Raw genomic sequence first — 25,351 nt, 5'->3', positions numbered from 1 at the left:
AATTGTCAGGCCCCAGCTCCCGATTGCACCTGCGAACGATGGAGAGCCGCGCTCATGGACTTGACGACGCGTATAATCATTTTTCGATGCAATACAGAAAGCTTCGTTTCCGCATTACCATGAAACAATGCCGTTGCAAGCTCAAGAAAATTACTTGGGCCTCAATTATCTTCCAGCCGATGCGAATAAAAAGCCGCGCCGAAAAGATGCCGCCCCGCCAATTTGAAAGACGAGAGAAGCATTCGTCCGAAATCACCTCCACGACGCAGCAAAAAACCGGGAGCGACGACAGTCGCCCGCGGAAGGATCACCGGCCGTTCAACTGCTCATCGCGGCCTTCTGCTTTTCGATTCGGCTCGTTATCGATGAGAAAAGACGGTCTGTCTCGGCCGCCGGTGCGGGAAAACCGAACGCATAACCCTGCAGGCCGTCGCAGCCGAGCTGCGCCAGCACGACGGCATGCGCCTCGGTCTCGATACCCTCGGCGATCACCTCGACATCGAGTGCCTTGGCGATTTCCACGATTGAACCCACCACGCGCCGCTGCTCGGCGGAGGTGACGACCTCTTTGACGAGCTGCCGGTCGATCTTCAGCCGCTTTGGCCGCAGCTTGACGAGACCGATGAGTGAAGCATGGCCGGATCCGAAGTCGTCGATCTCGATGTCGATGCCCATCTGTTTGATATCGCCGATATGATCGAGCAGTTTTTCGTCGATGTCGTCGAGGAAAATCGTCTCGACCAGTTCGAAGACGATCACGCCGGGCGGAATGTCGAGTTTCCTCAGCTTGTCGAGCAACGCCGGATCGGCAAGTCGCGACGCCGAGATATTGACGGCGATGCGCGGAACCGCAAGGCCGCGCAGCAGCCAGAACAGCCGGTCTTCGAGAACGCCTTTGAGGATCGCCGCGTCGATCTCCGCCGCAAGCCCGTGCTCATTGGCGATCTTCAGGAATACCCCCGGGGTGAGCACACCCCTCTCCGGATGTTTCCAGCGCGCCAGCGCCTCGAAGCCGATGACCTCCCGCGTCCGCGCGTCGAGCTGCACCTGATAATAGGGAATGATCTCGCCGCGCTCCAGTCCGAGCTTCAGCTCTTCGGCGAGGCGACGCTTGGAGCGCAGATCCTCCTGCAATTGCCGTGTGAAGAATTCGACGCGGTTGCGCCCGAGCTTCTTGGCCTGGTAGAGCGCCAGGTCGGATTCGGCCAGCAGGTTGCGCGCCCGCCGATCGCCGCTCCAGGAAACGCCGATCGAGGCGCCGGACGGCAGCATCTCCTGGCCGAAGCGGATCTTCTTCCGCAGCCGGCGCTGGACATCCTCGGTGATCTGCTTCAGCTCTGCGAGATCGGTGAAATTGACCAGCACGATGACGAATTCATCGCCGCCGACACGGGCGACCATGCCATTCGCAGGAATGGCGGCAGTGATGCGAAGGGCCGCGGCCCTGAGCACGGCATCGCCTGCCGCATGACCGTGGCTGTCGTTGATCTGCTTGAACTGGTCGAGGTCGAGATGCAGCACGCCAAGCGTCGTGATGCTTTTGTCGACCGGCAGCTCTGCCAGCCGCTTGTCGAGAAGGCGCCGGTTCGGCAAGCTGGTAAGATAGTCGTGATCGGCGACATGCTCGATGCGCGCATTGCTTTCCTCCAGCGCCAGCGCCCTCGCCTCGGCCACCACCTTCTGCCGCGCGAGTTCCGCGTTGAGCAGGACGTCGGCCGTCACATCCCATTCGGCGCCGATGAAGGAGGGCAGACCCTCCGCATCGACATAGAAATGCGCGCGCGAACGCAGATGGCGGATTTCGCCGCTGGGCAATATGATCCGGAATTGTGAGTTATAGGCGCCGCGCGTCCCGATCGCCTGCTCGAAGTCGCCTTCGGCCCGCTCGCGATCATCGGGATGGATGGCGTTCGACCAAAGCGATGCTGGCACCAACCGGCAGGTCTCGCCGGTCTCGTAGAGACGATGCATCTGCGCATCCCACAAGATCCCGCCCTGCTCGATGCTGTGCTCCCAGACACCGATCCGGGATGCATCGAGAGCGAGTTCGAGCCGACGCAGAAGATCCTGAAACTCTCGTTCGGATCGTGTGGCTTTGTTCTCTGGCAACGCGGTCCCAGCCTTACAAGCTTGCATAACGGCAATATGGTCTCAAGCCGGCATTAATGAAGCCTTGTCCTGATGACCGAACTAGTGACTAGGTGAACTGTTCGTTACGACTTCCCCTTTTGGATCAAAGGACTTGCAGTCTGCGGCAGCTTCAAGATCAGTGGTTGTGCCGCGGCGGGTTCTTTGCGATCTGGCGGAATTCCGTCGCACCCTCCAGCACCGCGCCGTCCGACAATTGCGTCACCGAGCGGCGGTAGATCTGCTGCCACGGCGTCGCATCCGCCGGCACCGGCGGGATGCCATCGCCCTTGCGCCGTTCGATCTCGGCGTCCTCGACCAACATGTCGCAGCGCCCGTGGTTGAAGTCGATGCGGATGATATCGCCGGTACGAAGCCAGGCGAGGCCGCCACCGGCTGCGCTTTCCGGCGAGGCGTTGAGGATCGAGGGACTGTCCGCCGTGCCCGATTGGCGGCCGTCGCCGATCGTCGGCAGGCTGTGGATGCCGCGCTTCAGGAGATGATCCGGCGGCTGCATGTTGACGACCTCAGCCGAACCCGGCCAGCCGATCGGCCCGGCGCCGCGGATGACAAGGATGGTATTTTCGTCGATGCCGAGTTCGGGATCGTTGATGCGTTTGTGATAGTCCTCGGAACCATCGAAGACCACCGCCCTGCCCTCGAAGACGCCTTCGCGCCCGGGTTCCTCAAGATAGCGCCGGCGGAAATCCTCCGAGACCACGCTCATCTTCATGATCGCGAAATCGAAGAGATTGCCCTTGAGAACGAGGAAGCCCGCCCGCTCCTTCAGCGGCTCAGCGAACGGCGTGATAACCTCGCGGTCGCGCGCTTCCTTGCCCTCCAGGTTCTCGGCCATCGTCCTGCCCGTCACCGTGCGACAGTTGCCGTCGAGCTTTCCGGCCTGCAGCAGTTCCCACATGATCGCCGGCGTGCCGCCGGCGCGATGAAAGCGCTCGCCGAGATAGGCGCCCGCAGGCTGGACATTGGCCAGCAGCGGGATATCGAAACCATATACCTGCCAGTCGTCGGGATAGAGTTCGACGCCGGCGTGCTTCGCCATCGCGGCCAGATGCGGCTGCGCGTTGGTCGAGCCGCCGATCGCCGAATTGGTGCGGATCGCATTCAGGAAAGCCTCACGCGTCAGGATATCCGACGGCTTCAGATCCTCGAAGACGATTTCGACGGCGCGTCGCCCGGTGCGATAGGCCATCTGGCCGCGTTCGCGGTAAGCGGCCGGAATGGCGCCACAGCCGGTCAGCGAAAGGCCGAGTGCCTCGGCCAGCGCATTCATCGTCGAAGCCGTGCCCATCGTATTGCAGTGGCCGACGGAAGGCGCAGAATCGAGCGCCGCCTGCAGGAACTCCTCCCGATCGATCTCGCCTGCGGCATATTTCCGCCGCATCCGCCAGATCACCGTGCCGGAGCCCGCCAGCTCCCCCTCGTGCCAACCGTCGAGCATCGGGCCGCCGGAGAGCACGATCGCCGGGATATCGACCGTCGAAGCCGCCATGATCGCCGACGGCGTGGTCTTGTCGCAGCCGGTGGTCAGCACGACACCGTCGAGCGGATAGCCGTAGAGGATTTCGACGAGGCCGAGATAGGCGAGATTGCGGTCGAGAGCGGCTGTCGGGCGCTTGCAATTCTCAAAGATCGGATGCGTCGGAAACTCGATCGGAATGCCGCCGGCATCGCGAATGCCGTCGCGCACGCGTTTGGCAAGCTCAATATGCACCCTGTTGCAGGGCGTAAGATCACTGCCGCTCTGGGCAATCCCGATGATCGGCTTGCCGGAGCGCAGCTCTTCCGGCGTGATGCCGTAATTCATGAAGCGCTCAAGATAGAGCGCTGCCATGTCGATATGATCGGGATTGTCGAACCAATCCTGCGAACGTAGGCGCCGCTTCGGCGAATTGCTGTCCGTCACGTCTTTCCTCCCGGCCGAGCATTCTTCTCTTCAAGATGGAGGAGCAGGCCGCTGTGATCCTTTTCGCCATTGCCATTGGCGACGAATTCGCTGAATTCGGCATGTACCGCCGCAGTCAGCGGCAGCGTCAACGACAGGATCTTGGCCGTCTCCAGGGCGGCGTTCAGATCCTTCAGCTGGTTGCTGGACGAACCGCCTGGCGTAAACTGCCGCTCGACCATGCGCTTGCCGTGCAGCTCAAGGATACGGCTCTCGGCAAAGCCGCCGCGAATGGCGTCCCGAAAGGCCGCCTGCGAGCCGCCGCCCGCTTCGATCAGCATCATCGCTTCGGCGACGGCGCCGATCGTCACCGCGACGATCTGCTGGTTGGCAAGTTTGGCAAGCTGGCCCGCCCCGCTTGGACCGACGCGGGTCACACGCCCCATCGGCGCAAAGACATCTGCAAGCCCGTCGATCACTCCCCTGTCACCGCCCGCCATGATCGCAAGCGTACCCGCTTCCGCCCCGACGACGCCGCCTGATACCGGCGCATCGACGTGATCGACGCCGCATTCGGCAAGCCTCGCCGAATGGTCGCGGGCGAAATGCGGGGCGATCGAACTCATGTCGATGACGGTTGTGCCAGACGTCGTCGCATCGGCCGCTCCGCGGTCGAACAAGACGTCCTTCACCGCCTCGGCGTTGGTGAGCATGGTGATGACGACGTCTGCGCCGGAAACGGCATCCGCCGGTGTTTTCGCGCAGATTGCGCCGTCTCCTGCAAGCGGCTCGGCCTTGCCGGGGTCGCGATTCCAGACGGTGACGGCAAAACCCGCGCCAAGCAGCCGGCGAGCCATCGGCGCGCCCATCAGGCCGGTACCGAGAAAGGCGATCCGCCTGCCGTCATGGCCGTCTCTCGAATTCATCATTCAGTCCTCCCAACTGTTGTCCGTCTTTGATAGTCCCCTCGCCCATCGTTGCAAACCGTTTTGACGGACGTAACGCATTTTTGTCACATGCCCTGGCGGGTTGTCCGAAGGCCGCGCACACTTCGCCTCATGCCCTGAAAACGATACGGGCGAGAACCGAAGTTCCCGCCCGATTTACCCGACAAAGGAAGGTTGAATTCCGTTTATTCCGCCGCGAGCCGGATGACCTCCGCCTCTTCTTCCTTGTGTTCGTCCGGCTTGTGCTGGATGAGCGGACGGTTGCCCGTCAGCCGCCGCAGCAGCACATAGAACACCGGCGTCATGAAGATGCCGAAGAAGGTCACGCCGATCATGCCCGAGAAGACCGCGACACCCATGGCCGCACGCATTTCCGCGCCGGCGCCGGTGGAGACGACGAGCGGCACGACACCCATGATGAAGGCAAGGGAGGTCATGAGGATCGGGCGAAGGCGAAGGCGGCTGGCCTCGATCGCGGCCTCCCGCGGTGTTCTTCCCTCGAACTCCAGTTCGCGGGCGAATTCCACGATAAGGATGGCGTTCTTCGCCGATAGACCAACAAGCACCACAAGACCGATCTGGGTGAAGATGTTGTTGTCTCCACCGGTGAGCCAAACGCCGGTCAGCGCGGCCAGCACGCCCATCGGCACGATCATGATGATCGCAAGCGGCAGCGTCAGGCTTTCATACTGGGCGGCCAATACGAGGAAGACGAGCAACAGTGCCAGGGGGAAGACGACGATGCTCGAATTGCCGGCCAGGATCTGCTGATAGGTCAGATCCGTCCATTCGAAGTCGATGCCCGCAGGCAGGGTCTCGTGAAGGATCTTCTCGATTGCCGCCTGCGCCTGACCCGACGAGAAGCCCGGTGCCGGACCGCCGTTGATATCGGCGGCAAGGAAGCCGTTGTAGCGGTTCGCGCGTTCCGGACCGGTGCTCGGTTCCACCTTCAAGAGGGCCGAAAGCGGGATCATCTCACCCGATGCCGACCGGACCTTCAACTGGCCGATATCTTCCGGCTGGGCACGGAATTTCGCATCGGCCTGCACACGGACGCTGTAGGTGCGGCCGAAGGCGTTGAAGTCGTTCACATAGAGCGAACCGAGGTAGATCTGCAGCGTCTGGAAGACGTCGGTGACGGAAACCCCGAGCTGCTCGGCCTTGGCACGGTCGAGATCGGCATAGAGCTGCGGCACGTTGATCTGGAAGCTGGAGAACAGTCCGGCGAGCTCAGGCGCCTGATAGGCTTTTGCAAGCACGGCCTTGGTCGCCTCGTCGAGCGCCTGGTTGCCGAGGCCAGCACGATCCTCGATCTGTAGCTTGAAACCGCCCGTCGTGCCGAGACCATTGACCGGCGGTGGCGGGAACATGGCGATGAAGGCATCCTGGATGACGCCGAACTTCTGGTTCAGCGCCATGGCGATTGCGCCGCCCGAGAGATCAGGCGTCTTGCGCTCTTCGAAGTCCTTCAGTGTCACGAAGACGATGCCGGCATTCGAGGAGTTGGTGAAGCCGTTGATCGACAGGCCCGGGAAAGCAATCGCATTGGCAACGCCCGGCTGCGCCAGCGCGATGTCGGTCATGCGCTTGATGACGTCTTCCGTGCGGTCGAGGCTTGCGGCATCCGGCAACTGGGCAAAGCCAATCAGATACTGCTTGTCCTGCGACGGCACGAAGCCGCCGGGGACCGTGCTGAACAGGCTGTAGGTCGCACCGACCAGCGCCAGATAGATCACCATGACGATGCTCTTGCGCGACAACAGCCCGCCGACGCCCTTGCCGTAGGCATTCGAGCCCGCGCCGAAGACACGGTTGAAGCCCCGGAAAAACCAACCGAAGATAGCGTCCATGAACCGCGTCAGCCAATCCTTCGGCTGATCATGGCTCTTCAGGAGAAGGGCTGCCAGCGCCGGAGACAGCGTGAGCGAGTTGAAGGCCGAGATGACGGTCGAAATCGCGATAGTCAGCGCGAACTGGCGGTAGAACTGACCCGACAGGCCGGAGATGAAGGCGAGCGGCACGAAGACCGCAACGAGCACCAGCGCAATCGCGACGATCGGACCGGAGACTTCCTTCATAGCCTTGTAGGTGGCAGCCCGCGGCGACAGGCCTTCCTCGATATTGCGCTCGACGTTTTCGACCACCACGATCGCGTCGTCGACGACGATACCGATCGCAAGCACCAGTCCGAACAGACTGAGCGCGTTGATCGAGAAGCCGAAGACATACATCACCGCGAAAGTGCCGATGATCGAGACAGGAACGGCGATCAGCGGGATGATCGAGGCGCGCCACGTCTGCAGGAACAGGATGACGACGAGGACGACGAGCGCGATGGCTTCGAGCAGCGTGTCGATGACCTTCTCGATCGAGGCCCGCACGAATTTCGTCGTATCGTAGACGATCTCGTATTTGACGCCCTCAGGCATGGCGAGCTGCAGCTGATCCATGGTCGCGTTGACATTGTCCGCGATCTCGATCGCGTTCGAACCCGGCGCCTGAAGAACGGCGACGGCGACGGCCGGCTTGCCGTCGAGCAGCGAACGCAGCGTGTAGTCCGCAGCACCGAGCTCGATGCGGGCGACATCGCGAAGGCGGGTGATCTCGCCATTGGCGCCCGTCTTGACGATGATGTTGCCGAACTCTTCGGGCGTGCGCAGGCGGCCCTGGGCATTGACGTTGAGCTGCAGGTCCACACCGGGCTGGCTCGGCGATGCGCCGATGATACCGGCGGCGGCCTGGATGTTCTGGGAACTGATCGCACTGCTGATGTCGCTGGCGGCAAGATTGTGCTCGGCGGCCTTCTGCGGGTCGATCCAGACACGCATGGAATAGTCGCCGGCGCCGAAGACCTGCACCTGACCGACGCCTGCGATGCGGGCGAGCCGATCCTTGACGTTCAGGGTCGCATAATTGCGAAGATAGGTGATGTCGTGATTGTTCCCGTCGGAGACGAGATTGACGACCATGATGAAGTTGGGCGAGCTCTTGACTGTCGTGATGCCGAGCGAACGGACTTCCGCCGGCAGGCGCGGTTCGGCCTGTGAAACGCGGTTCTGCACGAGCTGCTGCGCCTTGTCGGGGTCGGTGCCGAGCTTGAAGGTAACGGTGACGTTGAGCACGCCGTCCGATGTCGCCTGGCTGGCCATATAGAGCATGCCTTCGACGCCGTTGATCTGCTCTTCGAGCGGCGTCGCCACCGTTTCGGCGATGACGCTTGGGTTGGCGCCGGGATAGGTAGCGCGCACGACGATCGACGGCGGCACGACCTCCGGATATTCGGAAATCGGCAGCGCGCGCAGGCCGATCAGTCCGGCAACCAGGATGAGGACCGAAAGAACGCCGGCAAAGACCGGGCGGTCGACAAAGAATCTGGAGATGTTCATATCAAAGCCCTCTCCGGGGTGAACATGGATGCAAAGTCCCTCTCCGGCGGTTTGGCAGCCGCCGGCGGGTCATATCATTTCAAGTATTGGCCCTCCCCCTCGGGGGAAGGCGAAAGTCTTTACTGCGCGGTCGCGACCTTTTCTTCCATCTGAGGCACGACGACTGCGCCTGGACGGATGCGCTGCAGACCGTTGACGACGATCTTCTCGCCGACGTTCAGGCCGCCATCGACCACCCGCTGACCGTCAGCCACTGTGCCGAGCTGAACCTGCCGATAGGCGACCTTGTTCTCGCCATCGACGACGAAGACGAACTTCTTGTCCTGATCCGTGCCGACGGCGCGGTCACTGATGACGATCTTGTTCTCGGCCTTCGGCTGGCCCATGCGCACCCGCACGAACTGGCCGGGGATGAGACGCCCGCCCGGATTATCGAAGACGGCGCGAACGCCGATCGTGCCGCTTGATGCATCGACCTCGTTGTCGATCAGTTGCAGCTTGCCCTTGATCGGCGTGCCGCTGTCGGTCAGCGTGCCGACCTCGACAGGGATCTGCTCGACGGGAGGCAGGGCGCTGTCCGTCTGCGGAAGCTGGGCAAGCGCCCGCGTCACCATCTCTTCGCTGGCATTGAAGCTCGCATAGATCGGATCGACCGAAACGAGCGTCGTCAGCGCCGGCGAGGCCGACCCGGCCGCAACAAGGTTACCGGCAGTCACCTCGATCTTGCCGATGCGGCCGGAAACCGGAGCCCGCACCTCAGTGTAATCGAGATCGAGCTGAGCCGACTGCAGTGCGGCCTGCGCCGAACGCAGCCCCGCCTGAGCCTCGGCCAGCGCGCTCTGGCGCTGATCGAGATCGCTCTGGGAGATGGTGCGGTTGTCGGAAAGCCTGCGGCCGCGATCGAGTTCGGTCTGCGCCAAGCTGACTTTGGCTTCAGCCGAAGCGACCTGGCCCTGCGCCTGCGCCACGCTCGCCTGGTAGGGAGCCGGATCGATGGTGAAGAGCAGGTCGCCCTGCTTGACCAGCGCCCCTTCGCGGAAGGCCACCGAAAGGATGGCGCCGGCGACGCGGGAACGCACCTGCACCCGGTCGACCGCTTCGAGACGGCCGGAGAAACTTTCCCAGGCCGTCACGTCGCGCGCCGCGACGACGGCAACCGTCACCGGCACAGCAGGAGCCTGCGCGGGGGCGGAAGCGGCCGTGGCGGTCGTGCTCATCGGCAATTCGAAAAACAACGCAGCGCCGGAAATCGACGCAATAACGGCTATGCCGGCGCCCATCAGGGCCCAGCGCTTACTTCTGGACGTCATCAGTACTCTCCTTGCGGCTCTAAGCCGCCGAAATATCAGGTCTTCTTCAATGCAATTGCGGTTGGACGCTTACCTCCCGAAGGAAGCTTCCGAAATGGCGGCTGACGTTTTCCTGCCAGTCGGGCGCTCCGTCGGATTTCCCACCATAAATCGAGGGCCAGCCCGTCCCGGCGGGAAGGACATGCTGGCGCACACCGACGCCGGCCTGTTTCAGGCGGACACCGTAACCAATCGTTTCGTCGTGCAGAGGATCATCCTCCGCGGTAAATATCAGCGCCGGCGCGACGCCTGAAATACGCGAACAGAGGCAAGGCGCCGCATAGGGGTGGCAACCGCCGCCGCTCAGATAGTGGCTCCAGCCCTCCGTCCAGCGCTGGCGCATGCCGATGGCTTCCGCCTTGCGGATCGAGGACGTGCCCATGAAGGGATCGAGCAGCGGCGAAATCAGGACCTGACCGTCGAGCGCGTCCGGCATCTGGTCGCGTGCCTTCAGTGCGACGCCGGCAGCGACATTGCCGCCGGCCTCTTCGCCGGCGACGAAGAGCAACGACTTTCGGTCGCCAAGACCGGCGCGTTTGTTGGCGAGGTAGGTAAAAACTGAGAAGGAAACTTCCAGCGCCTTCGGAAATATGTTGCCGGACAGCGTGCTGTAGTCAGCGTCGACGACGATGGCGCCGGCTTTGGCGAGGCTCATTGCCACCGGCCGGTCGGCCGCCTTGTCGCTGTCGAGAAAAGCCCCGCCGTGCAGGTAAAGCACGATCGGCGGGCCCTTGCCATAATCGGCGCCCATGTAGATACGTGCGGAAACAGGGCCGATGGCCACCTTATCCAGCATCATATCTTTCCATTCCACCGACATGGTTCCGGTCTCTTTTGCGTCAGTCACAAGCAGACAACGGCTGCCGCTTGCATTTTGAATAAAAAAGATATTGTTATTCCAATCAAGGAATAAGAAGCTATATCGCGATAACACTGTTCCAGATCTCGAACAATGGTGCAACGCAAACTGCGGACTTGAAACCGATGGACCAGCTCTCGGCAATGCGCGTCTTCATCCGCGTCGTGGAGACGGGCAATTTCACCCGCGCCGCCGACATGCTCGCCATGCCCAAGGCGACGGTGACCAATCTCATCCAGGGCCTGGAAGCGCATCTGCGCACCAAGCTTTTGAATCGGACCACGCGCCGGGTCATGGTGACCACGGACGGCGCGCTTTATTACGAACGCGCCGCCCAGATCATTTCGGAACTGGAGGAGCTCGATGGCAGCCTCTCCAATTCGCAGAGCTTGCCGAGCGGACGGCTGCGTGTCGAGATGGCCGGCGCTTTCGCCGATTGGATCGTCGTTCCGGCACTTTGCGATTTCTATCAGCGTTACCCCGATATCCGTATCGATCTCGGTGTCGGCGACCGCACGGTCGATTATCTTGCAGAAAATGTCGATTGCGCGCTGCGGGCCGGCACGCCGGCCGACCAGTCGCTGATTGCGCGGCGCGTCTCCGAAGTCGAGATGATCACCTGCGCTGCGCCGGACTACATCCAGAAATTCGGCATGCCCGAGCGGCCCGAGGATCTGGAGGCCGATCATTACACCGTCAACTATTTTCGCGCCCAGAACAACCGGACGCTGCCCTTCGAATTTCGCCGGCACAACGAGGTGATCGAGACCAGCCCGCGTTACATCGCCTCGGTCAACGATAGCCGCACCTATCTAACGGCGGCGCTGACCGGCCTCGGCATCGCGCAGGTGCCGATCTTCATGGCGCGCGAGCCGATGGCAAGGGGCGAACTCATTCGTGTGCTGCCGGATTGGCGCCGCGATCCGCTACCGCTCTACGTCGTCTATCCGCCGAACCGCCACCTCAGCAACAAGGTGCGCGTCTTCGTCGACTGGCTGGTGAAGCTTCTGATAGAGGCGAAACTGAACGACGGTTGAGCGCCAGAACAACTACGGCCCGGGAAGGCAGGGGAAACCTTCGACGGGCCGCAATCTATAACTTTGAACATCAAGCCTGTCGCACCGTAGCAAGGGCGCGGCAGGCTCTGGAGGTTCGCAAAGAGAGCGGCAGGGAATTCCACTCCCTCGCGATAAAGCAGATATACGCACTCCCCATAGGATTGTAAGGAAAAATTCCGCAATCACGTTCACATAATTGCGATGATGGCTTGGCCATGGTTCCCCGCTCGGTTGTTCCCGCGCGCGGTGGCGGACCGGGTTTCAATTCCCGACCGCCGGCTTCAGCAGGTCCTCGAGACCGATGCTGCGGAACAATTCCGCCCGGACACGGTCGGCAACGCCGTTGACGATCTCCGCGCCATCCTCGGACGGATCGATATGGACGCGGAACGGCCTGGTGCCAAACGGCTTGCCGACGACATCGACGATGGCAGCGGCAACCGCGCCGGCATCGGCGTCGGCAGGTTCGAGCGCTGCCAGGCCCTGCAGCGCCTGTTCCGGCACGCCCTTGTAGGGCCCTTCATTGTATTCGGCGGCGCGGGCCGTATCGGCGGGTGAGCCGGAATGGGCGAAATTGGTACCCTTGGTGAAGGCGCCGGGCACGATGATCGAGGTCTCGATGCCCCAGCGGGTAAGCTCGCCGGCATAGGAGACGGCAAGTGAATCCATCGCCGCCTTGGCGGCGAAATAGGGCGAGAGGTAGGGAGGCGTGCCGCCGCGGCTGCTCGACGACGATACCCAGACCACCAGGCGCTTGCCCTGTTTGCGCAGATAGGGGAGTGCCGCGCGGTTGACGCGCTGGCTGGAGAGCACGTTGATGTCGAAGAGTTCGGCGAACTGTTCCGGCGTGAAGGCTTCGGCCGGGCCGAAGGACATATGGCCGGCATTGTGAATGATGACATGGAGGCGGCCTGCCTCGACGATGATCTTGGCGATGCCTGATACAACCGACGCATCGGCGACGGCGGGAGCGTTGCGGCCTTCGGTGGCACGCATGCCGGCATAGACGGTGTGGCCGGCCTTGGCGAGCGCGCGGGCGGTGAGAGCGCCGAAACCGCTGGAAGCGCCGGTGATGACGATGACTTGCTTGCTCATGATCCTATTCCTTCTGGATTCGGTTGGCTGATTGAGGAATTAAAATTCGGATGAGCGGCGGCCGGAAGCCGCCGGTCTCGTCAGATCACGCCGCCATTGGCGCGCAGCGTCTGACCGTTGATCCAGCCGCCGGCCGGGCCGGCGAGGAAGGCAACCGCAGAAGCGATATCTTCCGGTGTGCCGAGGCGCTCCAGCGGGTTCATTTTCGCCGTGCGGGCGATGAGTTCGTCCGACTTGCCGTTGAGGAAAAGCTCGGTAGCGACAGGACCGGGCGCGACGGCGTTGACTGTGATGTTGCGGCCACGCATCTCCTTGGCCATGATCGCCGTCAGCGTTTCCACGGCAGCCTTGGTAGCGGCATAGACGCCGTAGGTTTCGAGCTTCAGGCCGACGACGGATGTCGAGAAGTTGACGACCCGGCCGCCGTTGCGCAGACGCTTGGCTGCCTCGCGCAACGTATTGAAGGTGCCCTTCAGATTGACGCCGATCTGGCGATCGAAATTGGCGTCATCGGCCTCGGCAAGCGCAGAGAGCACCATGATGCCGGCATTGTTGACGAGCACATCGACGCCGCCGAAAGCGGTTTCCGCGGCATCGAACATGCGGCGGACGGCTTCGGTGTCGCTGACATCGGCTTTCGCCGTCAGCGCCTTGCCGCCGGCCTGCTCGATCTTCTTTGCCAGTTCCTCGGCCGGAGCGGCATTGCCGGAATAATTGATGACGACGGTGAAACCGTCCTTGGCGAGACGCTCGGCGACCGCTGCGCCGATGCCGCGGGACGAGCCGGTCACCAATGCGACCTTGTTTTCGTTGGAAGCCATTGTCCTTCTCCTTCATTCTGCGCCGCAGCGCATTTTCGATGAGCAGAAGATGCGCCTTTTCCCTTTGCGGATAATCGGGCATTGTCCCGCATCACTATCCGGGAATGACGAACAAACAGATGGACAGATTTGACGCCATGCGCGTGTTTTGCCGTGTCGTGGAACGCCGCAGCTTCACGCTTGCCGCCGAAGACACCGGTCTGCCGCGCTCGACCGTCACCGATGCGGTCAAGGGGCTGGAAGCCCGCCTCGGCGTGCGCCTGCTCCAGCGCACAACACGCCATGTCAGCCCGACGCTTGACGGCGAGGCCTATTACCAGCGCTGCCTGTCGATCCTTGCCGATATTGAGGAAGCCGAAGGCGCCTTTGCAGGCGCCAAGCCGAAGGGCATGCTGCGCGTCGACGTGCACGGCACGCTCGCCCGCCATTTCGTGCTGCCGAGCCTGCCGTCCTTCCTGGAGACCTATCCGGAGATCGAATTCTACATGAGCGAGGGCGATCGGCTGGTCGATCTCGTGCGTGAAGGCATTGATTGCGTGCTGCGCGTCGGCACGCCTGGAGATAGCGACATGGTCGCCCGGCACGTCGCCATGCTCGATGAGGTGACGCTCGCCTCACCTGCCTACATTGCCCGCCACGGCCTGCCGCAGCATCCCGACCGGCTTGCCGGCCATCGCATGGTCGGCTTCCACTCCAGCGGAACCGGCAGCCTGCTGCCGCTCGAATTCACCGTCCGCGGCACGGTGCGTGACATCACCATTCCCGCCACCGTCGCCGTCAACGCCGCCGAAAGCTATATTTCAGCGGCGAGGATGGGCCTCGGCATGATCCAGATCCCGCGCTATCACGCCGAAGAAGACCTTGCCGCGGGAACGCTGGTCCAGATACTGCAGGATTTTCCGCTGACCCCGACACCGGTTTCCCTGCTCTACCCCCGCAACCGCCAGCTTTCGCCCCGCGTGCGCGTCTTCATCGACTGGCTGGTGAAGGTCTTCGCTCGACAAAATTCCGAAAACGCGCTTCACTAAAATGCATCTCACTAAAATGCATATTGCTAATGTGAGCGCCCTCGGAGAACGGTCATGGCACTCAGTGATATCACCGTCTACCAGACGGAAGACGGCTTCGTCGTCGAATTCGGCGGCGAAGGCGAAGATAGCATTGCCGTGACGCTGCGGAGCACGCCTGAGTTGACCTCGGAAAATGCCGTCTTGCGGGCCAAAGCCCTGCTTGCCGCCGCAATCGAACCTGCCCATAGCGACGGCGCGCGCCGCAAGGATCCCGCTTTGCTCGAAGAAGAGTTGGAGGAGGGGCTGGAAGATTCCTTCCCGGCGAGCGACCCGGTCTCGGTCACATCACCCTCCATCCCGATGCGCGATCCGAATGCCGGCCGCTGATGTCCGTGGCCGAAAAACATGAAGCGGTTTCGGGATGACGGCGAGCGCGCTGAATGTTATCTGCGTCGGCCATGACCGATGGTGGAACGATATCAGGTGCGATCGGCACCGGCACGCTCACCGGCGAAAGCCTCAGGACGTTTTTTGAGCGCGATGCGATCGTCGTCTCACGCGACCTGCTCGGCTGCCATCTGACCGTGGACGGCGTCGGCGGACGCATCACCGAGACCGAAGCCTATTTCCCCGATGACGAGGCCTCGCACAGCTACCGCGGCCCGACCAAGCGCAACGGCGCCATGTACGGCAAACCGGGCAACGTCTATATCTACCGCATCTACGGCATGTACTGGTGCCTGAATTTCGTCTGCCATCCGGGCTCGGCTGTACTCATCCGCGCCCTGGAGCCGGAAACGGGAATCCCTCAGATGATGGAGCGGCGCGGCACCGATACGCTGACGTCGCTCTGCAGCGGTCCCGGCAAGCTCTGCCAGACGCTCGGCATCGACATCGCGATCAATGACAGGCTGCTCGATCACCCGCCCTATGCGATCGCGCCATCAGCATCCGTGCCGATCGTCTCGGGAAAACGCATCGGCATCACGAAAAATGCCGAAGCACCGTGGCGCTTCGGCATTCAGGGATCGCGTTATCTCAGCAAGCCGTTCCGCTAGCGCATGATGCCGAAAAGTGTGAGCGGTTTTTCGTCCGGAATTGCGCAACGCCTAAAGTTCATTCCATTACCGCGCTGTGGTCGACGGCGGGTGCTGCCTTCGGCTTGCGCAGCAGCAGCACCAGCGGGATGACCGCAAGCGACATCAGCATCAGCAGCTTGAAATCGTCTATATAGGCGATGATCGTCGCTTGCAGCGTGATGATCTCATTGAGCGAGGCGCGGCCGGCCGCCGTCACCGGGCTGAGCCCCTGCGCAGCCACCGCATTGAAGGCGTGGTTGAACGGCGTCACATAGGCCGCGATCGATTCATGATTGCTCTGCGTGTTCTCGACGATCAGCGCCGAGACGATCGAGATGCCGACCGCCGAGCCGATGTTTCGCGAGAGGTTATAGAGACCGGTACCGTCGCCGCGCATATGGGCGGGCAGTGTGGAAAAGGCGATCGTCGTCAGCGGCACGAACAGAAAGCCGAGACCGGCGCCCTGGATGAAGCCGACCGAGACGATCGTCCATTGCGAGACGTCGGGTGTCCAGCCGGTCATGTCGTACATCGCCCATGCAGTGAGCCCCAAGCCGAGCGCCAGCAGCGCGCGCGTATCGACCTTGCCGACAAGCCGCCCGACGATGAACATGCAGAGCATGGTGCCGAGCCCACGCGGCCCCATGACGATGCCCGCTGTGATGACGGGATAGCCCATCAGCGTCTGCAGATAGGGCGTCATCAGCGCCAGTGAGGCGAGATAGGTAATGCCGACCACGAAGATGAAGATCATGCTGATCGAGAAGTTCTGGTCGAGGAACAGCTTCGGGTTCACGAAGGATTTCTCGGCCGTCAGCGTATGCACGATCAGCAGATAGAAGGCTGAGGCGCAGATCAACCCCTCGAGCATGATCTCACCGGAAGAGAACCAGTCGAGCTGCTCGCCGCGGTCGAGGAACAGCTGCAGCGCGGCGATGCCGAGGCTCATCATCCCGAAACCGAACCAGTCCAGTTTGGCCAGCAGATCCCTCTTGGTCTCGGTGACGAAGACGACGATGCCCATGAAGGCCAGCGCGCCGATCGGCACGTTGATATAAAACACCCAGCGCCAGCTGATATTGTCGGTCAGCCAGCCGCCGATGACAGGCCCAAGCACCGGCCCGACCATGACCGAGACGCCGAAAAGGGCCATGGCCGAGCCGCGCTCCTCGACCGTATAGATGTCGAGGAGGATGCCCTGGGAAAGCGGCACCAGCGATGCCCCGAACAGGCCTTGCAGCAGACGGAAGGCGACGATCTGGTTCAGCGATTGCGCCAGGCCGCAGAGAACGGAGGCCGCCACGAAGCCGGCAATGGCGACGAGCAGCACGCGTTTGCGGCCGAACTTGGCGGCGAGAAAGCCCGACGGCGGCGTCATGATTGCCGCCGCGACGATATAGGAGGTCAGCACCCAGTTGATCTGGTCGGCAGAGGCCGACACGCTGCCCTGGATATAGGGCAGCGCCACATTGGCGATCGTCGTGTCCAGCGCCTGCATGATAACGGCAAGAATGACGCAGGCCGTGATCGCACCGCGATTGGCAATCGGCGTCGCCAGAGAAGCGGGAGCGTTACTCATGATCCTTGCCCTGAGGCCGCCCCAGAAGCTTGTTGACGAAATCAGGCAGGCCGCGGGCATGACCGGTCTCGACATCGACCACCGTGCTCATGCCGACGCGCAGCGGCGGCTTGCCGTCGGCGTCCTCGATGCTGACGCGCATCGGAATGCGCTGCACGACCTTCACCCAGTTGCCCGTGGTGTTCTGCGCCGGCAGCAGCGAGAAGCTGGAACCGGAGGCCGGGCTGATGCTCTCGATCTTGCCCTTCCATGTCACGCCGGGATAGGTGTCGACATAGATCTCGGCCGTCTGGCCGGGCTTGACGTAGGTAAGCTCGGTTTCCTTCGGACTGGCGGCGATCCAGAGAGGGCTGGTGGCAACAAGCGAGAAGGCCTGCTGCGAAGCCTGCAGGTAGGAGCCCACCTGCAGCGCGTTGACATTGGTGACGATGCCGTCGAACGGCGCCTTGACGACGCTGTGGTCGAGTTCGCGCTGAGCATTGTCGACCTGCGACTTGGCCTGCAGGTAGAGCGGGTTTTCCTCGATCGGCTGATCGGCATTGCCGCCGAGCTGCGCGAGCGTCGTTGCGGCTTCCGCCTTGGCGACGGCAACCTTCTGCTGCGCGGCTTCAAGATTGTGCTTGGCTTCGTCATAGGCCGACTGCGTCGCGCTGCCGTTGTTGACGAGGTTCTGCTGCCGGTCAAACTGATCCTGATAATAGGGCAGATCGGCTTGCGCCTGGGTGATCTCGGCAAGCGACTGCTGATAGCTGGCCTTGAGATTCATGATCTGGTTGCGCTGCGCGTCGAGCTGCGCCTTGGCGCCATCAAGCGCGATCTTGAAAGAATCCGACCGCAGGCTGAAGAGCACCTGTCCCGCCTTGACCGCCTCGTTCTCTTGGACGTTGATCTGGTCGACGATACCCGAGACATCGGTAGTAAGCCCTACCATGTCGGCCTGGATATAAGCATTGTCGGTCGACATCACCTGGCCGCCATTGACGTAATAATAACCGCCGACGACGAGCGCCACCGGCAGCAGGGCAAACAGGATCGGCCGCGTGAGACTGCGCCGGCGGCGGACCTTGTTGCCGCCAGGCGCAGCCACGGCGGCAGCCGGCGCTGAATTGGATGAAGGCGCTTCGGCTACCGTTTCCTGCTGTTTCGCTTCGTTTTCTTCGACAGGGGTCTCGGTCTTGGCATTGGCGTCGGCAACGACGCGGAGGGGAGATTGATCAGCCATCGTTCGTCTCATTCTCGTCAACCGGGCTCCGGCATGCCTGAACCAGGTTCGTCTTCATTACGGATAGGATGTGGAAAAGCTGCTCGCGCTGCTCGGCCGGAACACCTTGCAGCGCTTCCGCGCGGGTGGTGTCGCCGAGCTCGCGCATTTCGGCAAGCAGCGGGTGCGCTTCGTCGCGCATATAAAGCATCCAGATACGCCGGTCGGTCGGGTGCTGGCGGCGCTCGATCAGCCCGCGCTCGGCGAGCTTGTCGAGAATGCGCACCAGCGTGATCGGCTCGACTTCGAGGATTTCGGCAAGGCCACCCTGATGGATACCTTCGTTATTCGAGAGATAGGCAAGCGTCTGCCATTGCGACCGGGTCAGCCCAAGGCACTTCGCGCGCTGCTCGAACCGCTTGCGCAGCAGCCGTGCGACGTCGTGGAGAAGGAAACCGAGGGTCGGAGTGGCGTTCATGAAAACCTGTGACCGTTATTTATAAGCACCCTTATAATATCGGTAGATATATTCAGCATGTGCACTGCACAAGGGCATGGACGGCGGATTCAGCAATGGCGGCTAAAATGCCGCAGACCGGGTCAAGCATATCCGCAGTTTCTCCTTTCGCCGTTTACGAGCACCAGTCGGTAGCCGCAGCCCAGCTCCGCCCTAATTCTGTGGCAGGAACAGCCTCCGCCGGAGGCGCGCATTGGGGAGCTCGATGGCGTTCTTCGAAAGCATGCTGACGCTGCTGCTGGTGGCGATCGTCTTTCTGCAATTCTCCAGGAAGTTCCGGATTCCCTATCCGACAATGCTGGCGATCGCTGGCGTCATCGTTGCGGCCGTGCCCTGGGCGCCCGAAGTCGCGATCGATCCCGAACTTGCGCTGGCGCTGCTGATCGCGCCCGTGCTCTTCGACGCCGCCTATGATTTGCCGCCGAGGACATTGAGACGCAACTGGCTGCCGCTGTTCTCGCTCGCCGCCATCGCCGTGATCGTGACGGCCGCAGCCGTCGCTACCGTCAGCGTGACGATGGCCGGCCTGCCGCTTGCCGCAGCCGTCGCACTCGGCGCCATCGTCGCGCCGCCGGATGCGGCGGCCGCCACCGCCATGCTCGACCGCTTCACCCTGCCGCGCCAGACCTATGTGATCCTGAAGGGTGAAAGCCTCCTGAACGACGCCGTCGCGCTGCTGATCTTCAGCGCCGCGGTGGCAGCCGCCGCAAGCCCCACCTTCTTCGCCGGCGCCCTGGCGGAGCTGGCGCTCGCCGTGCCTGGCGGCCTCATCCTCGGTTATCTCCTGGGCCGTCTCTACATGGTCGTCGGCCTGAGGCTCGCCGGCACGCTCGGCGGCACTTTGCTCGAATTCGTCGCCACTTTCGGCACGTGGATCATCGCCGAGCGGCTGCATCTTTCGGCAATTCTGGCGATCGTCGTCTATGCGATGGTGATCGCCCGTTACATGCCCGAGCGGCAGACGGCCCGCCACCGCATTCATTCCTATTCGGTCTGGGAAGCCGCGGTCTTTCTGCTCAACGTCCTCGCTTTCCTGCTGATGGGCCTGCAGGCCCGCCAGATCGTCCTCGACCTCGATCCCGGCCGCCTGAATTTCGCGATCACCTTCGCCGCCATGGTCTTCGTCACCGTCATCGTCGTCCGCCTGGCCTGGGTGCTCTTCTATAACCGCGTCATCAACTTTCTCGCCGCGCGCGGACGCACGACACAAGCCGTTCCGACCTTCGCCACCAGCCTGCTTGCCGGCTGGTGCGGCATGCGCGGCCTCGTCACGCTGGCAACTGCGCTCGCTTTGCCGATCGATTTTCCCGATCGCGATATCATCCTGCTCAGCGCGCTCGCCGTCGTTCTCGGCACGCTCATCGTCCAGGGCCTGACGCTCGGGCCACTGATCCGTTACCTGAAATTCGACCCGGACACCTCCCTGGACCGCGACCTCGCCAGAGCCCGCGTCACGTTGATCGATGCGGCCCTTGCCGAACTCGCCGGCGGCGAGGACAAATCCACCCGCATCCTGCGCGACGTCTACACCTCCGAGCGCCAAATCGCCGCTGACGGAAAACACCCGCGCGAGGTCAGCAGGCTCGACAAGCAGCGCCGCAACGTCATCGTCGCGAAACGCCGAAGATTGGCAGCGATGCGCCGCGCCGACGAGATTGACGATGATGTCTTTCACATGCTGGAACAGGAACTCGACTGGGCCGAACTCGCCGCTCTGCAACCCGGCAGAGACGAGATCGTCGAGAGCTGATGCCCTCTGTGACGTTTTGATGGATTCCGGAATCGTTACCAATTGGCATTTGCAATTTTTCGCCGGTGCCGTTTATAGTCCAATTCCATAGGGTTACGATTTTTCTGATGTGCATTGCGTGCCGGCCTTCCTTTTCCAAGGGATTGAACGCCGGGGAAATCACGGGGGCAGAGACCCTCGGTCAAAGCAGCAAGACATGAATAACATCACTTCATCTTGAGGTTGGCGGCAGTGAATCGGCCGTCGAGATTGGAGGACCGGTATGACTTACGCGCTTCGACAGATGGTGGTGCTTGGCTGTATCGCCGCATTCATGCCCCTCCCCGCGCTGGCCCAGAGCGCCCCGCCGCCCCCACCCGTCACCGTCGCCAAGCCGGTCGTTCGCGATGTCATCGATAGCGACGAGTTCATCGGCCGGTTCGAGCCGGTCGACGAAGTCTCCGTTCGTTCGCGCGTCGGTGGTTACCTGCAGGAAATCCATTTTCAGGACGGCGCATTGGTCAAGCAGGGCGACCTGCTCTTCGTCATCGATCAGCGGCCGTTCGTAACCGCGCTCAATCAGGCAAAGGCGACACTCGAATCGGCGCAATCCACCCTGGTCTTTGCCGATGCGCAGTATAAGCGCACGCAATCTCTTGCTTCGAGCGGCAGCCAGTCGGCGCAGACGCTGGATGATCGCCGCCGCGAATTCGATTCGGCCGAGGCCAATGTCCGCGGCGCACAGGCCGCAGCCGATCGCGCGTCTCTCGACATGGAATATACCGAGATTAAGGCGCCACTCAGCGGCCGCATCGACCGCCGGCTAATCTCGGCCGGCAACCTGGTGCAGACCGATCAGACTGTGCTGACGACTATTGTTTCGCTCGACCCGATCGATTTCTATTTCGACGTCGATGAGCGCCGCCTGCTGAATTTCGCCGACACGGCGCGCAAACTGGGCAAGGATCTTCAGCAGGGTGGCGGCGGCCTGGATGTATCCGTCACGATCTCGGATCCCAATGCCAAACCATTCAAGGGAAAGCTCGATTTCGCCGAGAACCGGGTCGACAATGAGAGCGGCACCATTCGTCTGCGTGCCCGCTTCCCCAACCCCGATCTCGTCCTTCAGCCCGGCCTCTTCGGTCGCATACAGGTCGAAGCCTCCAACACCTACCAGGCCATTCTCGTCCCCGACGAGGCCATCGGCTCGGACCAGAATGAGCGCGTCGTCTATGTCGTCGCCGAAGACGGCACGGTGTCGACCAAGCCCGTAAGGCCCGGACCGCGGCTCTATGGCTACCGCGTCATACGCGAGGGCCTCGACGGCACCGAGACGATCATCGTCAACGGCCTGATGCGCGCCCGGCCGGGTGCAAAGATCACGCCTCAGATGACCGAACTGCCGCCGGAACGGCAGGACACTGCGCCCGAAACCGCCGGCGCGGAGAACGGACAATGAGATTTGCTCATTTTTTCGTAGACCGGCCGATCTTTGCGGCGGTCATCTCGATCCTTTTTCTCGTCGTCGGCAGCATTGCCTATACGCAATTGCCGGTATCGCAGTATCCCGAGATCGCACCCCCGACCATCGTCGTGCGCACCTCTTATCCGGGTGCCGACCCGCAGACGATCGCCGATACCGTTTCGACGCCGCTTGAACAACAGATCAACGGCGTCGAAGACATGCTTTACATGTCATCCTACTCCAGCGCCGACGGCGCCATGTCGCTGACGATCACCTTCAAGCTCGGCACCGATCTCGACAAGGTCCAGGTGCTTGTCCAGAACCGCGTTTCCATCGCCCTTCCCCGTCTTCCCGAGGAAGTCCAGCGGCTTGGCGTCACCACCGACAAAAGCTCGCCTGATCTGATGATGGTGGTGCACCTGCTGTCGCCGTCGCATCGCTATGACCAGCTTTACGTCTCGAATTACGCCCGCAACCGCATTCGCGACGTTCTCGTTCGCCTTGACGGCGTCGGCGACGTGCAGCTCTTCGGCGAGCGCCAGTATTCGATGCGAATCTGGCTGGACCCGGAAAAGCTCTCCGCCTACGGGATGACATCCGACGACGTCGTCGCTGCGCTGAGAGATCAGAATGTCCAGGTTTCAGGCGGCAAGATCGGGGCCCCACCCGTCACCGGCAAGAATGCGTTCGAATATACGGTGCGAACGGACGGACGCTTCTCCGACGTGCGCGAATTCCGATATGTCATTGTGAAATCGACGACATCGGGCCGGCTCGTGCAATTGCAGGATGTCGCCCGCATCGAGCTCGGTGCACAGGATTACGTCACCAACAGCTATCTCAACAACGATCCCGCGGTTGCTCTCGGCATCTTCGCCCGGCCGGGAACCAACGCCCTGGACACCGCCCATCAGGTCCAGACCATCATGAAGGACCTCTCGCAGAATTTTCCTCAAGGCCTGGAATATCGCATCGTCTATGACACGACCGAATTCATCTCGGATTCGATCACCGAGGTCTATCGAACTATCGCCGAAGCGGCCATCCTGGTGGCGATTGTCGTTCTCGTTTTCCTGCAATCCTGGCGAACCGCGATCATTCCGATCATTGCCATCCCGGTATCGCTGATCGGCACCTTCGCCGTTCTGCTGGCGTTCGGCTTTTCGCTCAACATGCTCACCCTGTTCGGCCTCGTGCTGGCAATCGGTATCGTCGTCGACGACGCGATCGTGGTGGTGGAAAACGTCGAGCGCAATCTGGCGCGCGGGATGACGCCGAAGCAGGCGTCCCATGTCACGATGGACGAAGTCGGAACCGCCGTCGTCGCCATCTCCCTGGTACTGATCGCCGTGTTCGTACCGACAGCCTTCATTCCAGGCATCTCCGGCCAGTTCTACCGACAGTTCGCGGTCACGATCGCTGTCACCACCGCAATTTCCGCATTGAATTCCCTGACGCTTTCGCCTGCCCTCGCAGGCATATTGCTGAAGACTCATGACCATGAAACCAAGCGCACGAATGTCGCATCCCGTCTGGGAAGAGGGCTGGCAAACGGCTTCAACCATGGATTCGATCGGCTGAGCTCCGGCTATTCATGGACCGTTCGGCATCTGGTCAGCAGTTGGATAGGCTTGACCGCCGCGATGGTCACCTTCGTCTGCCTGCTCGGCGCGACCTGGTATATGGGCACGAAAGTTCCCGCGGGCTTCATCCCGACCATGGACCAGGGTTACGCCATCATCGTCATCCAGCTTCCTGATGGAGCCTCGCTTGCGCGTACCGATGCCGTCGTCAAGCAGGTGGGCGAAATCGCCCGCACCGTGCCCGGCGTCGGCAATGCCGTGCAATTTGCCGGCTTCAGCGGGGCAACGTTCACCAATGCCTCGAATGCCGGCGTCGTCTTCGTCCCGTTCAAATCCTTTGCCGAACGTGAAGAAGGCGGCGAGAACGCCAACAAGATCATCGGCGAGCTTTTCGGCAAGCTGCAAAGCATCCAGGAAGCCTTCATCATTGCCATCCCGCCGCCATCCGTGCGGGGCGTCGGCAACTCCGGCGGCTTCAAGATGCAGATTTCCGATCTCGAAAACGCCGATATGACGCGCGTGCTCGGCCTCGCCCGGCAGATGATGGGTGCGGCAGCGACGACCGAGGGTTTGACGGGCGTCTTTACGACATTCTCCGATGCAAGCCCGCAATACTTCCTGGCGATCGACCGCGACAAGGCGCGTTTCCTGAATGTGCCGATCCCCAATATCTTCAACGCGCTTTCCATCAATCTCGGCGTCGCCTACGTCAACGATTTCAATGCGTTCGGCCGCGTCTACCAGGTTCGCGCCCAGGCCGACCGGCAATATCGCATGGACAGGGAAGACATCCTTGCCCTGAAGGTCCGGTCGGCGACCGGCGCGCTGGTTCCGCTTGGAACCTTGATGGACATCCAGGACGCCAGCGGCCCGGCGCTTGTCCAGCGCTACAACATGTACGTCTCGGTGCCGCTTCAGGGCAATCCGACGCCCGGCACGTCGACGGGCGATGCCATCGCCAAGATGGAGGCCTTGGCGGCGAAGATCCTGCCGCAGGGGACGACCTTCGAATGGACCGAACTCGCCTATCAGGAGACCCACACAGGTAACACCGCCATCTACATCTTCGCCCTGTCCGTCGTCTTCGTCTTCCTGGCGCTGGCGGCACAATATGAAAGCTGGGTTCTGCCGCTCGCGATCATTCTCATCGTCCCGCTTGCGGTGCTTGCGGCGCTGATCGGGGTCTCGCTAAGGGGAATGGACAACAATGTCCTGACTCAGATCGGTCTGATCGTCCTGATCGGCCTTGCAGCCAAGAACGCCATTCTGATCGTCGAGTTCGCCAGGCAGGCGGAAGACGAGGGCAAGTCGCCGGTGGAGGCGGCCATCGAGGCCAGCCATCTTCGCCTGCGCCCGATCCTGATGACGGCATTCGCCTTCATCTTCGGTGTTCTGCCGCTTGCCATCGCCACCGGCCCCGGCGCCGAAATGCGCCAGTCGCTTGGCACCGCCGTCTTCTCGGGCATGCTCGGCGTGACGATCTTCGGCCTGTTCCTGACGCCGGTCTTCTACGTCGTGCTACGCGGCTGGCGCCGTAAACGGCCGGCCACTGTGGAACCAGCGAAGACAGAGCCGGTCGAGGAAGGGGTCGCCTGAGACGATCCTAGAGCCTTTCCGGGTTAGATTGCAGCATTCTGCCGGAG

18 protein-coding genes are annotated in these 25,351 nt (G+C 62.1%); 7 read left to right on the top strand and 11 right to left on the bottom strand.

The window, feature by feature from the left end:
• Positions 1–318 precede the first annotated feature (318 nt).
• The 6 genes from RWJ89_RS26870 to RWJ89_RS26845 all read right to left on the bottom strand — a co-directional run bounded on the left by RWJ89_RS26870 (position 319) and on the right by RWJ89_RS26845 (position 10,532).
• Positions 319–2,136, bottom strand: coding sequence for a putative bifunctional diguanylate cyclase/phosphodiesterase (locus tag RWJ89_RS26870; protein WP_131665224.1), 1,818 nt, complete (start codon positions 2,134–2,136; stop codon positions 319–321).
• Between the two features lie 130 nt (positions 2,137–2,266).
• Positions 2,267–4,051, bottom strand: coding sequence for an IlvD/Edd family dehydratase (locus tag RWJ89_RS26865; RefSeq protein ID WP_131665225.1), 1,785 nt, complete (start codon positions 4,049–4,051; stop codon positions 2,267–2,269).
• Complete coding sequence (locus tag RWJ89_RS26860; RefSeq protein ID WP_316031710.1) at positions 4,048–4,959, bottom strand: NAD(P)-dependent oxidoreductase; 912 nt, start codon at positions 4,957–4,959, stop codon at positions 4,048–4,050. The genes RWJ89_RS26865 and RWJ89_RS26860 overlap by 4 nt, the downstream gene beginning before the upstream one ends.
• Positions 4,960–5,162: 203 nt before the next feature.
• Entirely contained in the window at positions 5,163–8,363 is a 3,201-nt protein-coding gene (locus RWJ89_RS26855) for an efflux RND transporter permease subunit (RefSeq protein ID WP_131665227.1), read from the bottom strand.
• Between the two features lie 119 nt (positions 8,364–8,482).
• Entirely contained in the window at positions 8,483–9,673 is a 1,191-nt protein-coding gene (locus tag RWJ89_RS26850) for an efflux RND transporter periplasmic adaptor subunit (RefSeq protein WP_131665228.1), read from the bottom strand.
• Positions 9,674–9,719: 46 nt separating this feature from the next.
• A complete protein-coding gene (locus RWJ89_RS26845) occupies positions 9,720–10,532 on the bottom strand; it encodes an alpha/beta hydrolase fold domain-containing protein (protein ID WP_026265404.1) in 813 nt (270 codons plus the stop codon).
• 164 nt (positions 10,533–10,696) lie between these two features.
• On the opposite strand from RWJ89_RS26845, the gene RWJ89_RS26840 reads away from it, so the two are divergent.
• Positions 10,697–11,608: a LysR family transcriptional regulator gene (locus RWJ89_RS26840; RefSeq protein WP_020051371.1), complete on the top strand. Its 912-nt coding sequence runs from the start codon at positions 10,697–10,699 to the stop codon at positions 11,606–11,608.
• Positions 11,609–11,890: 282 nt separating this feature from the next.
• Here RWJ89_RS26840 and RWJ89_RS26835 read toward each other — a convergent pair whose 3' ends face one another.
• The gene (locus RWJ89_RS26835; RefSeq protein ID WP_168284842.1) at positions 11,891–12,724 is read right to left on the bottom strand and encodes an SDR family NAD(P)-dependent oxidoreductase; all 834 of its coding nucleotides are present in this window, start codon (positions 12,722–12,724) and stop codon (positions 11,891–11,893) included.
• 80 nt (positions 12,725–12,804) lie between these two features.
• A complete protein-coding gene (locus tag RWJ89_RS26830; protein ID WP_316031709.1) occupies positions 12,805–13,545 on the bottom strand; it encodes an SDR family oxidoreductase in 741 nt (246 codons plus the stop codon).
• Positions 13,546–13,664: 119 nt separating this feature from the next.
• Here RWJ89_RS26830 and RWJ89_RS26825 point away from each other — a divergent pair, with 119 nt between their 5' ends.
• From RWJ89_RS26825 to RWJ89_RS26815, 3 genes are read left to right on the top strand one after another with little or no spacing between them, the layout of a single operon-like run.
• Positions 13,665–14,573, top strand: a complete 909-nt coding sequence (locus RWJ89_RS26825) for a LysR family transcriptional regulator (RefSeq protein ID WP_131639754.1) — start codon at positions 13,665–13,667, stop codon at positions 14,571–14,573.
• 54 nt (positions 14,574–14,627) lie between these two features.
• Positions 14,628–14,942, top strand: a complete 315-nt coding sequence (locus RWJ89_RS26820; RefSeq protein ID WP_077979126.1) for a hypothetical protein — start codon at positions 14,628–14,630, stop codon at positions 14,940–14,942.
• A gap of 53 nt (positions 14,943–14,995) precedes the next feature.
• Positions 14,996–15,613 (top strand): DNA-3-methyladenine glycosylase, encoded by a 618-nt coding sequence (locus RWJ89_RS26815; RefSeq protein ID WP_316031708.1) that lies wholly within the window; start codon positions 14,996–14,998, stop codon positions 15,611–15,613.
• Between the two features lie 58 nt (positions 15,614–15,671).
• Here the strand turns inward: RWJ89_RS26815 and RWJ89_RS26810 are convergent, their stop codons facing one another.
• The 3 genes from RWJ89_RS26810 to RWJ89_RS26800 are packed head-to-tail and all read right to left on the bottom strand — an operon-like array spanning position 15,672 to position 18,892.
• Positions 15,672–17,213, bottom strand: coding sequence for a DHA2 family efflux MFS transporter permease subunit (locus RWJ89_RS26810; protein WP_131639755.1), 1,542 nt, complete (start codon positions 17,211–17,213; stop codon positions 15,672–15,674).
• On the bottom strand, positions 17,206–18,435 hold the full coding sequence (locus RWJ89_RS26805) for an HlyD family secretion protein (RefSeq protein WP_168284841.1): 1,230 nt from the start codon (positions 18,433–18,435) through the stop codon (positions 17,206–17,208). The genes RWJ89_RS26810 and RWJ89_RS26805 overlap by 8 nt, the downstream gene beginning before the upstream one ends.
• On the bottom strand, positions 18,428–18,892 hold the full coding sequence (locus RWJ89_RS26800) for a MarR family winged helix-turn-helix transcriptional regulator (RefSeq protein WP_020051379.1): 465 nt from the start codon (positions 18,890–18,892) through the stop codon (positions 18,428–18,430). The genes RWJ89_RS26805 and RWJ89_RS26800 overlap by 8 nt, the downstream gene beginning before the upstream one ends.
• Before the next feature lie 244 nt (positions 18,893–19,136).
• On the opposite strand from RWJ89_RS26800, the gene RWJ89_RS26795 reads away from it, so the two are divergent.
• From RWJ89_RS26795 to RWJ89_RS26785, 3 genes are all read left to right on the top strand, one after another.
• Positions 19,137–20,681 carry a cation:proton antiporter gene (locus tag RWJ89_RS26795; RefSeq protein WP_017961786.1) on the top strand — a complete coding sequence of 515 codons (1,545 nt, stop codon included), beginning with the start codon at positions 19,137–19,139 and terminating at the stop codon, positions 20,679–20,681.
• A 262-nt stretch (positions 20,682–20,943) separates the two neighbouring features.
• Complete coding sequence (locus RWJ89_RS26790; RefSeq protein WP_222062002.1) at positions 20,944–22,119, top strand: efflux RND transporter periplasmic adaptor subunit; 1,176 nt, start codon at positions 20,944–20,946, stop codon at positions 22,117–22,119.
• Positions 22,116–25,304 carry an efflux RND transporter permease subunit gene (locus RWJ89_RS26785; RefSeq protein WP_168287793.1) on the top strand — a complete coding sequence of 1,063 codons (3,189 nt, stop codon included), beginning with the start codon at positions 22,116–22,118 and terminating at the stop codon, positions 25,302–25,304. The genes RWJ89_RS26790 and RWJ89_RS26785 overlap by 4 nt, the downstream gene beginning before the upstream one ends.
• Positions 25,305–25,351: the final 47 nt, after the last annotated feature.

This window comes from Rhizobium sp. 10PS4, from assembly GCF_032464805.1.
GTDB classification, from domain to species: Bacteria; Pseudomonadota; Alphaproteobacteria; order Rhizobiales; family Rhizobiaceae; genus Rhizobium; species Rhizobium laguerreae.
The sequence above is the reverse complement of the archived record's forward strand: the minus strand, read 5'-3'. Positions and strand labels throughout refer to the sequence as shown.